Below are 13,621 nucleotides of genomic sequence, written 5' to 3' on the forward strand. Positions count from 1 at the left end.
GGACCTCCGCGCCCGCCCCTCCGCGCCTGGACCTCCGCGCCCGCCCCTCCGCGCCTGGACCTCCGCGCCCGCCCCTCCGCGCCCGGGCCCCGCCCCCGCGCCGCGTGGTCCGGACCTGGGCCCTGGGCCTCAGGTCAGGGCCGCGTCGGGTGGGTTACGAGCACTGGTAGGCGGTGGGGAGGCCGGTGTCGCCGCTCGGGCGGGTGGCCTGGAAGCCGAACGTGGTGCTCTGGCCCGCCGCCAGGGCGCCGTTGTGGGTGGTGTTCCTGGCCGTGACGGTCCGGCCGGAGACGGTCAGGGCCGCGTTCCATGAGCCGGTCACCGTGTGGCCGGGCGGCAGGGTGAAGGTCACGGTCCAGGAGGTCTGGGGTGCCGTGCTGCCGTTGGTGACCGTCACCGGCTGGATGACGTAGCCGGTGCTCCACTGGGTCTGGGTGGTGGCCGTGGCCGTGCAGGCGCCGGAGGGGCCGCCGCCCTCGTCCGTGGCCTGCGGGACGCGGATGATGCGGTCGTCCTGGGCCACCGGGGTGCCGCGGCCGTCGCGGTTGCTGGTCGACACCCAGAGGTGACCGTCCGGGCCCGCCGCCACCGCGCGCAGCCGGCCGTAGGAGCGGAGCTGCGCCACCGGGGTGCCCGGCGTGCCGTCGGTCAGCGGGATCGCCCAGAGCCGCTGGCCGCGCAGCGCCGCCGCGTAGAGCGCGCCGTCGGCGTACGCCAGGCCGCTGGGCGACGACTCGGCGGTGGACCACGTGACGATCGGGTCGCGGTAGGAGCCGTTGCCGCAGGTGCCCTCGCACACCGGCCAGCCGTAGTTGCCGCCCGCGACGATCCGGTTGATCTCGTCCCAGGTGTTCTGGCCGAACTCGGAGGCGTACATCCGGCCCGCCTCGTCCCACGCCAGGCCCTGCACGTTGCGGTGGCCGTAGCTCCACACCCGCGAGCCGGGGAACGGGTTGCCGGAGGGCACCCCGCCCTCCGGCGTCATGCGCAGGATCTTGCCGGCCGGGCTGTTCAGGTTTTGGGCGTTGGAGGTGGTGCCGGCGTCGCCGGTGGCGACGTACAGCATGCCGTCGGGGCCGAACGCGATGCGGCCGCCGTCGTGGATCGTCGCGCTCGGCACCCCCGCGAAGAGCACCTCCTGCGTCTGCGGGGCCGTCAGCCGCAGCCTGACCAGGCGGTTGTCGCCGGCGGTGCTGGTGAAGTACGCGTAGACCCAGCCGTCCTGCGCGTACGACGGCGAGACGGCGATGCCCAGCAGGCCGCTCTCACCCGACGCGCGCACCCCGCTGATCGTCGCCACCGGCGATGGCGCCTGCCCAGGGCGTACCTGCATGATGCGGCCCGTGTCGCGCTCGGACACCAGCGCGCTGCCGTCGGGCAGGAACGCGATCGCCCACGGCACCTGCAGCCCCGTGACCGACACCTCCGCCCGCGAGAAGTCGAACCCTGCCTGCGCCGCAACCCGCGCACCGGCGGCCGGAGCGCCGGAGGACTCCTGCGCACCGGCCGAAGCCGGGGCCCCGAGGCCGAGGGCGAGCAGGGCGAGAACCAGGACCGGGATGAGGCGGGCTCGCATGACGGGCTCCTTGACCGGATGTCCGGGTGGGTCTGTCAGCACTCGTCAGCACTGTAGGCGGCCCAGAGCCCGATCACCATCACCACGCCCGCCCCCGCCCGGCGAACTGCGACGACCCCCGGAGATCGGTGAAACTTTCACCACCCGCCAGGAACCGTCAGGGACGGAGCCCGGCGAACAGGTCGTCTTCGTGGGCCGGAGCGTCGACCTTGGACAGGACGCGTTCGAACGCCTCGTGGGAGAACGCCTGCTGCTGGGCCTCCTCCGGCATGCGCAGGAAGAAGATGTTCTCCCCCTGGCTCTCGTGCGCCCGCAGCGCCTTCAGCTTGCGCTCGGCGTAGGCGGTGACGTCGACGACGGTGGTCACCTTCTCGTCGGGGGTGCCGAAGTCGTCGGACGGCAGCTCGTCGCCGAAGTCGACGCCGTTGGCGCGCATCAGCTCGAACATGCGCTTGATCGCGGCCCGGGGGATGGCCGTGTGATAGAGCTTGTCGGGAATGCCGGTGCGCTCGACGGCGGCCACCGTGATGTCGTGGGCCCGCACGTGGTCGGGATGGCCGTAGCCACCGCCGCCCGTCTCGTCGTAGGTCACCACGACCTGCGGCCGGTAGTGCTCCATCAGCTCGGCCAGCCGCCCGGCGGACGTCTCCAGCGGCACGTTGGCGAACGCCTCGGGATGGGCGTTGGCCTCCCACCCCTCCATGCCGGAGTCGCGGTAACCCAGCAGCTCCAGGTGCTCGACGCCGAGGTGGGCGACCGACTCGCGCAGCTCGCCGAGCCGCTGGACGGCCACCGCCGCGTCGTCGTGGCCGGGGTCGCCCGGCTTGACGCCGCCCGCGCCGTCGCCCTGCTCGCCGTTGGTGCAGGTGACGAGGACCGTGCGGATGCCCTCCTCCGAGTAGCGGGCGAGGATGCCGCCGGTGCTGAGACACTCGTCGTCGGGGTGGGCGTGCACGACCATCAGGGTGAGTTGGCGTTCCATGACTTGAAACCTACTCGACGGGCCCGACAGTTCCGGCGGCTCCGCCGGTGCGGGCCAGGTCGGCCGCGCGCACCCGCGCCACGGCCGCCGCCGCGCCGTCGCCGACCGCGTCGGCCAGCGCCGCCTGCTTGAGCCAGTTGTACGGGCTGCACGGCCGCAGGCTGATCCGCTCGCTCACCAGCACCCTGGCCAGGTCGCGCCGCCCCGCGCGCAGGGCCGACTCCAGCAGCGTGCGCTGCACGGCGTCGCGCTGCGCGTGGCTGCCGCCGAACTCGGCGATCCGGTGCCTGATCGGCCACAGCAGGTCCACGACCGCGTCATGATCACCGCGCCCGAACGCCACGATCGCCCGGCACACCGGCAGCCCCACCCGCAACGTCATGCCGTGGTTGGTGACCCCTGGCCGTGGCCTGGTCACGTACGCCTCGCGCTCGGCCAGCAGCTTGTCCGCCTCGCCGATCCGCCCCGCGCCGACGTACGACATGACCGCGTGCATGTCGTTGAACGCGTAGAACGGCTCGGCCACCCGCGCCGGCCACCGGTCGGCCAGCGCCTGCCAGCGTTCGTGCTGGTCGGAGCCCTCCAGGTGGAGCCGCCACAGCAGCGCGGCGGCGTCGAGCAGCTCCAGGCACGACTGACCGTCGGCGAGCACCGCGTCGTAGATCGACAGCACGCGCGGCAGGTCGCCGCTCTCCAGCGCGTACAGGCAGTAGTGCCACCAGGTGTGCACGTTGAAGAACGTCCCCCTGGACCAGTCGGGCAGCCGCGCGTCGAGGTAACGCAGGCCCGTGCCGAACCTGCCCTGCTCCTCGTACGTGTGCACCACCGCGTGGATGCCCCACACGTCGCGCGGGTTCAGCTCGACCGCCCGCAGCCCTGCCTCCTCCGACCTGTCGTGGTGCCCGCACTCCTCCAGCCCGAAGGCGTACATGCCGAGCAGGTGACCGAAGTGCGGGTCGTCCCGCGGCCAGGCGTTGAGCGCGCCGCCGACGCGGTCGCGCAGCATGCGGGCGTCGCCGGTGAAGAAGTCGATCTGGTGGCCGACCGCGAGGGCCAGCGCGTCACGCGGATGCTCGGCGGTCAGCTCGGCGAGCAGCGAGCCGCAGGCCAGGAAGTCGCCGTCGAGCAGCGCCAGCACCGCCGCCACGTGCGCGCGCTCCCTGGGCAGCAGGTCGGCGCCCTCGGTCCTGCGCAGGAACGCCCCGAACCTGGCCCGCGCCGTCCGCGCGTCCTCCACCTCGGTGGTCAGCAGCCCGAGGTAGGCCACCAGGACGTTCCCCATCGGGAAGCCGGGTGACTCGGCCACGGCGGCGCCGGCCTCGGCGTCGACCTCGGCCCTGAAGTGCAGCAGCTCGTCGATCGCGCGGTCGTAGTGGCGTACCGCCGCCGCGCTGGCGCCCGTCATGGCCAGGCCGTGCCGATCGTGGCTCACCGCCTCACTGTAACCAGCGAACTCCGTACGGGCACGGACCTGTGGCGGGGTATCACGGAGGGAGTGAGGAGGGATCATGGATGAGCTCGACGGGCGGGTGGCGCTGCTGACGGGGGCGTCCGGCGGCATCGGGCAGGCGCTCGGGCGCCGGCTGATCGCCGCGGGGGTGCGCACGGTCTTCGCGTACGGAGGCCGCGCCGCCGAGGCGGGGCAACTCGTCGCGGAGTCGGTCGCCGCCGGGGATGGCGGCGCGGGGGTTCGGGCGGGTGCTGTTCGTGTCGTCGGTGGCCGGGTTCACCGGCGGGATCGTGGGGCCGCACTACGCGGCGTCCAAGGCGGGGCTGCACGGGCTGGTGCACTTCCTGGCGCCGCGGGTGGCCGCGGACGGGGTGACGGTGAACGCGGTGGCGCCCGCCCTGATCGCGGACACCGCCATGCTCCCGGCCGGCGCCGAGCCTGGCCGGTTGCCGGTGGGCCGCTTCGGGCGGCCTGAGGAGGTGGCCGACCTCGCCATGGCCGTCCTCCGCAACGGCTACCTCACCGACCAGGTGATCAGCGTGGACGGCGGCGCCTACCCGAGGTGAGGACCTGCCCGCTGGCACCGGCGGGTCCGGCTCGGCCGCGTAGGCGGGCGCATGGGGTGGTGAGTCCGGTGGTCATGGCCGCGCAACACCCCCTTCCTACCGTCCTGCCGCAAGACAGCGGGAAGGGGAGGCGGTATGGGAGCGGCGGCCTGTCGCGTCGCGGGTTACGCGCCGGAAACGGTTCGGGAATGGCACGGAAACGGGCCGTCCGTAACGTCCGCAGGCATGGCGGGGCGATCACACCGGCCGGGCGCCGGGCGCGAGGCCGACCTGCGCCGGCTGCGCGACCTGCTGCGTTCGGCGATGGCCGCCGGTTACGACCTGCAGCGGGCCGGCGTGGACGCCCTGTACGCCGCCCTGTACGCCGTCCGCGAGGCCCGCTACGCCGATCCGGCGCTCCGCTTCCGCGCCGACGCCCGCATCGTGGACTGGTCGAGCTGACGTGTGGATCAGAGGTCGGTGGCGATGATGTGCTCGATGTTGCGTTCGGCGAGGGCCGTGATGGTGACGAACGGGTTGACCGTCGTGTTGCCGGGGATGAGCGCGCCGTCGATGACGTACAGGCCGGGGTAGGCGGTCAGGCGGCCGTAGTTGTCGGTGGCGCGGCCGAGCACGGCGCCGCCCAGCGGGTGGTACGTGAGGTGGTCGCCCCAGATCTTGTAGACGCCGAACAGGTCCGTCCGGTAGATCGTGCCCTCCTTGGCGTTGATCTTGTCGAAGATCGTCTTCGCCATGTCGATGGACGGCTGCTTCCAGGCGGCCTGCCAGCTCAGCTCGACCTTCCCGGCCGCCGCGTTCCAGGTGAACTGCGCCCGATGCGGGTTGTTCGTGATCGACAGGTAGAAGGAGGCCCACGTCTCGATGCCGGTCGGCAGCGGCGCGACCTCGGCGAACGCGCCCCCGGCCGACCAGTTGTCGATGCCGCAGCACGGGATCGCCGACTGCAGGCTGCCGGTCGGGTCCCACAAGTGGTTGGCCCGGCCGCACATGACGTTGCCGTTGTCGCCCCAGCCCTTGCCGACCTCGCCGTTCAGGGCCGGCAGCGCGCCGGTCGCCTTCAGCCTGACCAGCAGCTTGCTCGTGCCGACGCTGCCGGCCGCGAAGAACACCCGGGTGGCGGTCACGGTCTTGGCCGCCACCACGTTCCCGCTCGTGTCGAGCTGGTCGATGAGCACCGTGTAGCCGCCGCCGGGCGCCGGGGCGACCGAGGTGACCTGGTGCAGCGGCGACACCGTGACCCGTCCCGTGGCCTTGGCCTGCGCCAGGTACGTGCGCTGCAGCGACTTCTTGCCGTGGTTGTTGCCGTAGAGGATCTCGCCGGCCAGCGCCGACTTCGGCACCGTGCCCGCCTCCTCCTGCTTCATGTAGTCCCAGTCGTAGACGTCCGGCACGAACACGAACGGGAAGCCGGAGCGCTGGGCGTGCTTGCGGCCCACCCGGCCGTACTGGTAGGCGGGCGTGGTGTCGAACCAGGCCGGGTCGATCGTGCCCACGCCGAGCGCGGCGTTGGCGCGCGGGTAGTAGACGGAGTACATCTCGCCGGCGTTCACCGTGGGCAGCACAGAGGCGAAGTTCTCGCGCCTGGGGGTGACCGCCATGCCGCCGTTCACCAGCGAGCCGCCGCCGACGCCGCGGCCCTGGTAGACGGTGATGCCGGCGAACTCCTCGGCGTCCAGCACGCCGGTGTGCTTCGGGATGGCGCGGTCGAGCGGGAAGCCGAGGAAGTAGTTGAGCGGGGCCTTGGTGCGCGTGCGCAGCCAGTACGAGCGGTAGTCCGGCTCCCGCGTGTTGCAGAAGATCTTGCCGTCGGTGCCCGGCGTGTCCCAGGCCATGCCCATCTCCACCATGTGGACGTCCACGCCCGCCTGGGCCAGGCGCAGCGCGGCCACCGAGCCACCATAGCCGGTGCCGATGACCAGGACCTGGACCCGCGCGCCGGAGGGGATCGCGCGGGCCGGCGAGGCGTGGACGCCGAGTGCGGCGGCTCCGACCAGGGAGCCGGTGCCGGCGATGAAGCCGCGACGGGTGATGCTCATGGTGCCTGCCTCGCTTCCGGCCGGTGGGCGGGCGACGCGCCGCCGGGCAGCCGGCAGACGGTGTCCAGGCCCAGAACGTGGTTGAGCCGGCCGAACGCCAGCCAGGAGCCGAGGCACATGCTCAGCTCGACGATCTCCGCCTGGCCGTAGCTCGCCGTCATCCTGGCCCAGAACTCCTCGTCCAGGCCGTGGGGGTCGAGGGCGTAGCGCTCGGCGTACTCGGCGGCCAGGCGGGTGCGCTCGTCGAAGGCCGTGGTGGTGCGCCAGTTCGTCACCGCGTCGGCGAAGTCGTCCTCGACCTTCTCGCCGTCCCGCTCGGTCCGCCAGTCCAGGCAGAACGCGCAGCCGTTGATCTGGGCGACCCGCAGCCTGGCCGCCTCGAACTCGCGCAGGCCGAGCGTGGTGTGGGCGTAGACGGCCAGCGAGAAGCGGGCGGCGGCGGGGCCGATGCCGGGGATCATCTCGCCCCAGACGTACTCGATGGCGTCCTTGCCCGCCGGGATGTCGATCCTCATCGCGTACCTCCGAGCTTGCCGGGGACCGGGCGTAGCGGGACGTCGAGCGCGTCGTACAGGCCGGGGGCGGCGGCCACGAGCCAGTCGATGGCGCCCACCAGGCGGCCCACGGCGGTCGCGTTGCCGCCCGCCGACTGGTTGCCGTCCTCGTCGGTGGCCTCCAGCGTGACCTCGATGCGCGGGCGGCCCTCGACGATCACGCGGTGCGCGCCCACGCCGCCCGGCGGGACCGGCCAGTCGGGGGCGCACGCCGGGTGGATGCGGGTGACGTGCTCGATCACGATGCGTGGCGCGCCGCCGACCACGCCCTGCACCTCGAATCTGGCCGCGCCCTGCGTGCCCTTCTCGAACGTGCCCATCGTGGCCGTCGTGATCGTCTCGTCGAGCGGGCGGCGTTCGACGTGCTCGCGGAGTTCGTCGAGCTCGGCGCCCAGCGCGCGGGCCATCAGCCTGATCTGGCCGCCCCACACCATCGACGGGACGCCTTGCGCCAGCATCGGGGGCTCGTAGTCCATCGGCTGGCCCATGCCGACCAGGTAGCGGACCGAGTCCGGCTGGTCATAGGTGGAGTAGTCGAAGATCTCCTGGCAGCGTACGGTCTCCACGGTCGCGGCCAGGCCGCTGACCAGCAGCGGCAGCACGTCGTTGGCCCAGCCGGGATCCACGCCCGAGGCGAACAGCGACCCGCCGCCCTCGGCCACCGCCTTCAGCAGGGGCTCGCGGACCTCGGGCGGGGCGTTGCGGTGGTCGTAGAGGGCGTACAGGGACGGGGTCACGACCACGGCGCCCGCCCTGACCGCCTTGACCACGTCCTCCAGGGCCTCATTCGGACGCAGGTCGCCGGAGGCGGCGTACACGACGGCCCGGGGGGCCGCGCCGAGCACCGCGTCGACGTCGGTGGTGGCCGCGACGCCGAGGCGGCGGCCGAGCCCGGCCAGCTCGCCCGCGTCCCGCCCGGCCTTGCCCGGATCGTGAACGAGGACGGCGGCCAGCGTGAGCGCGGGATGAGCGGCGACGGCGCGAATGGCGGCGCGCCCGATGTTGCCGGTACCCCAGACGATCGTGGACACCATGGGCGGAGCGTAGCAAGCGCTTGGTTGCGTGTATAGCTCCCACCCTCGCACCCCCTGACCGAAACCCACCCCGATCAGCCCCGCTTATGAGGCGTTGCGGCAGTGCTGTGTGCGGCGGCACTGGCGCTGAGGGACGCCGCCGGGAGTGAGCCCCGCCCACCGTCCGGCGCTCTGCGAGGAAGGGCTGAGGGGTGGCGCGTGCGGTTGGACGGGTGTCCGGGTTGTGCGAAGGGGGAGGGCTGGGGTTCTTGTCCTTGGTTGAGTGGGGGAGTGGTGGGGGTTTGCGGGGGTGGCGGTGGTGGAGCTGGTGGGTAGTCACTTTCTCACTTTTCGTGGCGGATGCACTGCGGGTCCGGCAAGCTGCTGTCACCGAATGCGGCGGAGCGAGCCGGACGGGTGAGGTTGATGACGATGGGTGGGCGGCCGGCCGGCAATCTGCCGCCGGAGATGACCAGCCTGGTGGGCCGGCGCGGCGAGCTGGCCAGGATCCGACGGCTGTGCCGTGAGTTCCGCATGGTGACGCTGACCGGCGCCGCGGGCGTCGGCAAGACCAGGCTGGCGCTCAGGGCCGCCGCCCGCATGCGGCCGGGGTACGCGGACGGCGCCTGGTACATCCCGCTGTCGGCGCTCGACCAGGGCGCGCTGCTGCCGTACACGATCGCGGAGGCGCTGCCCCTGGCGGACCGGACGACACGGCCGATGATGGAGGTGCTCAGCGAGTATCTCGCCGACCGCCACCTCCTCCTGGTCCTCGACACCTGCGAGCATCTCATCGACGACTGCGCGCGGACCGCACGCGCGCTGCTGGACGCCGCGCCCCGGCTGACGATCCTCGCCACCAGCCGCCGCCCGCTGGACGTCCCCGACGAGCAGGCGCTCATCATCGAGCCGCTGCCCGTGCCCGACGCGCGCGGCGAAGGCCCGCAGGAGGCGGTGAAGCTGCTCGCCGAGCGGGCCGCCGCCGTCGTCCCCGGCTTCGAGGTGACGGACGGCAACCGCCACCGGCTCGTACGCATCTGCCGCCACCTGGAGGGCCTGCCCCTGGCGATCGAGCTGGCCGCGGCCCGGCTCCCCAGGCTGGGCGTCGCCGAGCTGTGCGAGCGGCTCGACGACCGCTTCGCGCTGCTGGGCGACGCCGACGACGATCTGCCGGGAGCCGACCCGCCCTGGCACCGGGCGCTGCGCACCGCGATCGGGTGGAGCCACCAGCTGTGCGACCCGGGGGAGCGGCTGCTGTGGGCGCGGGCCTCGGTGTTCGCGGGCAGCTTCGACGACCGGGCGGTGATCGAGGTGTGCGCGGACCGGCTGCTGCCCGCCGACGCCATCCCCTGCCTGCTGGCGGGCCTGGTGGACAAGTCGATCCTCATCTGGGCCCCCACGGGCGGCGGCGAGCGCTACCGGATGCTGGACACGATCCGCGAGTACGGCGCCGGCTGGCTGCGCGCCCTCGGCGAGCAGGACGAGCTGCGCCGCCGCCACCGCGACCACTACCTGGCGATGGCCCGCCAGGGCGACGCCGCCTGGTTCGGCCCCGACCAGGTCTCCTGGAACGACCGCACGACCGCCGAGCACGAGAACCTGCGCATCGCCCTCGACTTCAGCCTGTCCACCCCCGGCGACCACGGCGCGCTGGAGCTGGCCGCCGCCCTGTGGTTCTTCTGGTACCCGTGCGGTTTCCTGCGCGAGGGCCAGCACTACCTGGAGCGCGCGCTGGAGCTCGACACCGAGCCGAGCGCCGTACGCAGCCGCGCCCTGTGGGTGTGCGCCCTGACCCTCATCGTGCAGGGCGACGCCGACGCCGGCATGGCGTGGGCCACCGAGTGCGCCGGGGTCGCCGAGGAGCTCGGCGACGCCCCGGCCGCGCTCGCCGCGCAGGCCATGGTGATGGCCGCGGCCACCATCAGGGGCGACCTCCCGCTCGCCCTCGCGCTGGCCGACAGCCTCGTGGCGGTGCACCGGCCGGAGCAGGGGCTGGACCTGCCGACGATGCTGGCCAGGCTCGGGCAGTGCCACGTGCACACCGCGCAGGGCCGCATCGAGGACGCGATCAGGGCGCTGGAGGAGCTGTGCGCCGAGTGCGACGAGCACGGCGAACGCTGGATGCGCGCCTACGCGGACCTCTTCCGCGCCCAGGCCGAGCTGACCCTCGGCCGCTACGAGCCGGCCCAGCGGTACGCCCGCGCGTCCCTGGAGCTGAAGCACCGGCTGCACGACAGCATCGGCATCGCGCTCGCGCTCGACGTGCTGGCCTGCGCCGCGGCCGCGTCAGGGCAGGGTGAGCCGGCCGCCCGCCTGCTGGGTCTCGCCCAGCAGGTGTGGGACACGATCGGGCGGGCCCAGATCGGCATCCACGAGTGGGTGGAGGCCCGTACGCGCTGCGAGCGGCAGGCCCGCGCGGCGATCGGCGACCAGGCGTACGGGACGGCGTTCCGCACGGGCTACGACACCGGCCTCGACACCGGCATCGTCCAGGCCATCGACTCCGGCACCGCCCACCGCTGACCCCCTCGCGGTCAGGCCCGCAGGCGGCTCGCCGTCGCGAAGAGCAGGGGCTCGTCGCCGGGGCGGCAGAGGAGCTGGAGGCCGACCGGGAGGCCGGCGACCGTGCCGGCCGGGACGGTCAGGGCGGGCAGGCCAAGCACGTTCCACGGGCAGGTCAGGGAGAGCAGCGCGACCCCGACGGGCACGGGCCGCCCCGCCGGCGTCACCTCGCGCTCGTCGACGAGCGGGGCGGTGACCGCCGCCGTGGGCAGCGCGAGCACGTCGTGCCGCGCGAACAGCCCGTCCGCGGCCGCCGCCAGCCGTTCCCTGGACTCCAGGGCCCGCACGTAGCTCCATCCGGGCACCTGCGCGGCGCCGCGCAGCCGTTCCAGCACCTCCTCGCCGAACAGCTCGGGCGCCGTCTCCATCCGGTCCGCGTGCACGGCGACCGCCTCGCACGACTGGATCGCCCGGTACGTCCGCAGCACCTCCTCGGCGAACCCGCCAGGAAGCCGCACCTCGGCCGGCTCACCCGCCGCCGTTTCCGCCGCTCCGGCCTCCGCCTGTGCCACTGCCCGCGCCGCCGCGCGGACCGCCGCCACCACCTCGGGATCGCCCTCGAACAGGTCGCTCGCGTCCAGCCACGCCACCCGGGCCGGCGCCACCGGAGCGGGCGCGTCGGCGCCGGTCAGGGCGAGGTAGGCGATCAGGCAGCTCTCCGGGTCGCCGGCCAGCACGCCCACGTGGTCGAGGGAGCGCGACAGCGGGAAGACCCCGTCCGCCGGGATGGCGTCGTACGCGGGCTTGAACCCGGCGACCCCGCACAGAGCGGCCGGGATGCGGACGGACCCGCCCGTGTCGGTGCCCAGAGCCAAGGGCACGAGGCCCGCGCCGACGGCGGCGCCGCTGCCGCCGCTGGAGCCGCCCGACATGCGCGAGGGGTCGTGCGGGTTGCGCGAGGCCCCGTTGGCGGAGCGGTCGCCGGTCGGCCCGTACGCGAACTCGTGGGTGGTCGTCTTGCCCACGATCACCGCCCCGGCCTCCCGCAGCCGCGCCACGCAGGCGGCGTCCCGGGAGGGGACGTACCCGGCGAAGTGCCGCGAGCCCATGGTCGCGGGCAGCCCGGCCACCTCGATGAGGTCCTTGACCCCCACCGGTACGCCGTGCAGCGGCCCCCGGTCGAGCCCCGCCGCCAGCTCGGCGTCCGCCGCCTTGGCCGCCTCCAGGGCGCCGGTCCCGTCCACGGTGACGAACGCGTTCAGCCCGGGATCGAGCGCGGCGGCGGCGCCGAGCGCCTGCTCGGTGAGGTCGGTCGAGGTGGTACGGCGGTCGCGCAGGTCCTGGGCGAGCTGGGCGAGGGTGCGCCCGGTGAACGGGCCGGGGGGAATAGGCATGGCATCTTTCTACACATTTCATGCCGTCCCCATCGACCCTCCCCACGGGCCTCGCCCCCGTGGCCCCCGGTCAGGCGGTCCTGGCGCGTGCGCCGAGCCGCTGCGCCAGCCGGTCAAGCGCCATGTTGATGACGATGAAGATGGCCGCGATGAGGATGGCCGCCGGGATCACGTTGGAGAAGTTCGCCGCGATGCCGTTCAGGCCCCGGTCCACCAGCTCGTCGTAGCCCACGATCAGCCCCAGCGCCGAGTCCTTCAGCAGCACCACGAACTGGCTGACCAGCGCGGGCATCATGGCCTTGAGCGCCTGGGGCAGCAGCACGAGCCGCATCACCTGCCCCTTGCGCATGCCCACCGCGTACGCCGCCTCCCGCTGCCCCTTGGGCAGGCTCAGCACCCCGGCGCGGACGATCTCGGCGATCACCGAGCCGTTGTAGAGGGTGAGGCCGAACACGACGGCGGCGAAGGCCGAGATGTTGACGCCGATGAGCACGTACGAGCCGAAGAACGCGAAGAAGATCAGCAGCAGCAGCGGCACGGACCTGAAGAACTCCACCACCACCGCCGCCGGCACCCGCACCCACGTGTGCTCCGACAGCCGCGCGGTGGCGAAGACCAGCCCGAACAGCCCGGCCAGCACCACGCCGACGACCGCCGCCGACAGCGTGCCGGCCAGCCCCGGCAGGATGAACGTGGCCCACACGTCGGCGCGCAGCAGCGGCGTCCACTTCTCGGCGGCCCACTGGTCCTTGGCGTCGAACCGGACGTACACGAAGGCGGCCACGGCCAGCAGCGCCAGCGCGACGACACCGGTCAGCATCCGGTTGCGCCGCACGCCGCGCGGGCCGGGAGTCTCGTAGAGCGTGGTGTACGCGCTCATCGGGCCACCGCCAGCCGCCGCGACAACCAGCCGAACAACAACCCCATCGGCAGGCAGAGCAGCACGAACCCGGCCGCGAAGCCGAGGAAGATCTCGATCACCTGGTCCCCGTACGTCTCGATCAGCTCGCGCATCCGCACCGACGCCTCGGCGACGCCCACCACCAGCGCGATCGTGGTGTTCTTGGTGAGCGCGATGAGGATGCTGCCGAGCGGCGCCACCACCGCGCGGAACGCCTGCGGCAGCGTGATCAGCGCCAGTGTCCTGACGAAGCCGAGCCCCAGCGAGCGGGCCGCCTCCGCCTGGCCGACCGGCACCGTGTTGAGCCCGGAGCGCAGCGCCTCGCAGACGAACGCCGAGGTGTAGGCTGTCAGCCCGATGACGGCGAGCCAGAAGTTGTTGGTGGCGATGTCGTCGGACAGCTCAAGGCCCAGGTTCGCGCCCACCCCGAGGCCGGTGAAGAGCAGCACGAGGGTGAGCGGGGTGTTGCGGGCCACGGTCACGTACGCGGTGGCGGCGGCGCGCAGCGAGCCGAGCGGCGCCACCCGCATGGCGGCCAGCAGCGTGCCCAGCACCAGCGAGCCGAGCGCGCTGACCGCCGTCAGCCGCACCGTCATCCAGAAGGCGGCGACGATCGTGCCGCCCTCGGTCAGCAACGCGTCCATCGG

Annotated in this window: 12 protein-coding genes; 3 read left to right on the forward strand and 9 right to left on the reverse strand. The window is 73.4% G+C overall.

The window, feature by feature from the left end:
• Nucleotides 1-154 precede the first annotated feature (154 nt).
• From AB0K18_RS31930 to AB0K18_RS31940, 3 genes are all read right to left on the reverse strand, one after another.
• Nucleotides 155-1,576, reverse strand: a complete 1,422-nt coding sequence (locus AB0K18_RS31930; RefSeq protein WP_364921690.1) for a PQQ-dependent sugar dehydrogenase — start codon at nucleotides 1,574-1,576, stop codon at nucleotides 155-157.
• Nucleotides 1,577-1,733: 157 nt separating this feature from the next.
• The gene (locus AB0K18_RS31935) at nucleotides 1,734-2,558 is read right to left on the reverse strand and encodes a PIG-L family deacetylase (protein ID WP_364921692.1); all 825 of its coding nucleotides are present in this window, start codon (nucleotides 2,556-2,558) and stop codon (nucleotides 1,734-1,736) included.
• Nucleotides 2,559-2,568: 10 nt separating this feature from the next.
• The gene (locus tag AB0K18_RS31940) at nucleotides 2,569-3,990 is read right to left on the reverse strand and encodes a tetratricopeptide repeat protein (RefSeq protein ID WP_364921694.1); all 1,422 of its coding nucleotides are present in this window, start codon (nucleotides 3,988-3,990) and stop codon (nucleotides 2,569-2,571) included.
• A 242-nt stretch (nucleotides 3,991-4,232) separates the two neighbouring features.
• On the opposite strand from AB0K18_RS31940, the gene AB0K18_RS31945 reads away from it, so the two are divergent.
• Nucleotides 4,233-4,574, forward strand: coding sequence for an SDR family oxidoreductase (locus AB0K18_RS31945; protein ID WP_364921696.1), 342 nt, complete (start codon nucleotides 4,233-4,235; stop codon nucleotides 4,572-4,574).
• A gap of 225 nt (nucleotides 4,575-4,799) precedes the next feature.
• On the forward strand, nucleotides 4,800-5,015 hold the full coding sequence (locus AB0K18_RS31950; RefSeq protein WP_364921699.1) for a hypothetical protein: 216 nt from the start codon (nucleotides 4,800-4,802) through the stop codon (nucleotides 5,013-5,015).
• A gap of 8 nt (nucleotides 5,016-5,023) precedes the next feature.
• On the opposite strand, the gene AB0K18_RS31955 is transcribed toward AB0K18_RS31950, so the two are convergent.
• The 3 genes from AB0K18_RS31955 to AB0K18_RS31965 are packed head-to-tail and all read right to left on the reverse strand — an operon-like array spanning nucleotide 5,024 to nucleotide 8,198.
• On the reverse strand, nucleotides 5,024-6,610 hold the full coding sequence (locus AB0K18_RS31955) for a GMC oxidoreductase (RefSeq protein WP_364921701.1): 1,587 nt from the start codon (nucleotides 6,608-6,610) through the stop codon (nucleotides 5,024-5,026).
• Nucleotides 6,607-7,125: a carboxymuconolactone decarboxylase family protein gene (locus AB0K18_RS31960; RefSeq protein WP_364921704.1), complete on the reverse strand. Its 519-nt coding sequence runs from the start codon at nucleotides 7,123-7,125 to the stop codon at nucleotides 6,607-6,609. The genes AB0K18_RS31955 and AB0K18_RS31960 overlap by 4 nt, the downstream gene beginning before the upstream one ends.
• Nucleotides 7,122-8,198, reverse strand: a complete 1,077-nt coding sequence (locus AB0K18_RS31965; protein WP_364921707.1) for a dihydrodipicolinate reductase — start codon at nucleotides 8,196-8,198, stop codon at nucleotides 7,122-7,124. The genes AB0K18_RS31960 and AB0K18_RS31965 overlap by 4 nt, the downstream gene beginning before the upstream one ends.
• Before the next feature lie 405 nt (nucleotides 8,199-8,603).
• Between AB0K18_RS31965 and AB0K18_RS31970 the strand changes: the two genes are divergently transcribed.
• The gene (locus tag AB0K18_RS31970; RefSeq protein WP_364921710.1) at nucleotides 8,604-10,700 is read left to right on the forward strand and encodes an AAA family ATPase; all 2,097 of its coding nucleotides are present in this window, start codon (nucleotides 8,604-8,606) and stop codon (nucleotides 10,698-10,700) included.
• Nucleotides 10,701-10,711: 11 nt separating this feature from the next.
• On the opposite strand, the gene AB0K18_RS31975 is transcribed toward AB0K18_RS31970, so the two are convergent.
• The 3 genes from AB0K18_RS31975 to AB0K18_RS31985 all read right to left on the reverse strand — a co-directional run bounded on the left by AB0K18_RS31975 (nucleotide 10,712) and on the right by AB0K18_RS31985 (nucleotide 13,618).
• Complete coding sequence (locus AB0K18_RS31975; protein ID WP_364921712.1) at nucleotides 10,712-12,073, reverse strand: amidase; 1,362 nt, start codon at nucleotides 12,071-12,073, stop codon at nucleotides 10,712-10,714.
• Between the two features lie 70 nt (nucleotides 12,074-12,143).
• Nucleotides 12,144-12,953, reverse strand: coding sequence for an amino acid ABC transporter permease (locus AB0K18_RS31980; RefSeq protein WP_364921715.1), 810 nt, complete (start codon nucleotides 12,951-12,953; stop codon nucleotides 12,144-12,146).
• On the reverse strand, nucleotides 12,950-13,618 hold the full coding sequence (locus AB0K18_RS31985) for an amino acid ABC transporter permease (RefSeq protein WP_364572277.1): 669 nt from the start codon (nucleotides 13,616-13,618) through the stop codon (nucleotides 12,950-12,952). The genes AB0K18_RS31980 and AB0K18_RS31985 overlap by 4 nt, the downstream gene beginning before the upstream one ends.
• Between the last annotated feature and the right edge of the window lie 3 nt (nucleotides 13,619-13,621).

This window comes from Nonomuraea sp. NPDC049421 (genome assembly GCF_040677005.1).
GTDB classification, from domain to species: Bacteria; Actinomycetota; Actinomycetes; order Streptosporangiales; family Streptosporangiaceae; genus Nonomuraea; species Nonomuraea salmonea.

What these genes read in the sequence shown, in the direction of transcription:
- AB0K18_RS31930 (WP_364921690.1), bottom strand. Translation starts at nt 1,576, where the DNA reads ATGCGAGCCCGCCTCATCCCGGTCCTGGTTCTCGCCCTGCTCGCCCTC.
- AB0K18_RS31935 (WP_364921692.1), bottom strand. Translation starts at nt 2,558, where the DNA reads ATGGAACGCCAACTCACCCTGATGGTCGTGCACGCCCACCCCGACGAC.
- AB0K18_RS31945 (WP_364921696.1), top strand. Translation starts at nt 4,233, where the DNA reads ATGGCGGCGCGGGGGTTCGGGCGGGTGCTGTTCGTGTCGTCGGTGGCC.
- AB0K18_RS31950 (WP_364921699.1), top strand. Translation starts at nt 4,800, where the DNA reads ATGGCGGGGCGATCACACCGGCCGGGCGCCGGGCGCGAGGCCGACCTG.
- AB0K18_RS31955 (WP_364921701.1), bottom strand. Translation starts at nt 6,610, where the DNA reads ATGAGCATCACCCGTCGCGGCTTCATCGCCGGCACCGGCTCCCTGGTC.
- AB0K18_RS31960 (WP_364921704.1), bottom strand. Translation starts at nt 7,125, where the DNA reads ATGAGGATCGACATCCCGGCGGGCAAGGACGCCATCGAGTACGTCTGG.
- AB0K18_RS31965 (WP_364921707.1), bottom strand. Translation starts at nt 8,198, where the DNA reads ATGGTGTCCACGATCGTCTGGGGTACCGGCAACATCGGGCGCGCCGCC.
- AB0K18_RS31970 (WP_364921710.1), top strand. Translation starts at nt 8,604, where the DNA reads ATGACGATGGGTGGGCGGCCGGCCGGCAATCTGCCGCCGGAGATGACC.
- AB0K18_RS31975 (WP_364921712.1), bottom strand. Translation starts at nt 12,073, where the DNA reads ATGCCTATTCCCCCCGGCCCGTTCACCGGGCGCACCCTCGCCCAGCTC.
- AB0K18_RS31980 (WP_364921715.1), bottom strand. Translation starts at nt 12,953, where the DNA reads ATGAGCGCGTACACCACGCTCTACGAGACTCCCGGCCCGCGCGGCGTG.
- AB0K18_RS31985 (WP_364572277.1), bottom strand. Translation starts at nt 13,618, where the DNA reads ATGGACGCGTTGCTGACCGAGGGCGGCACGATCGTCGCCGCCTTCTGG.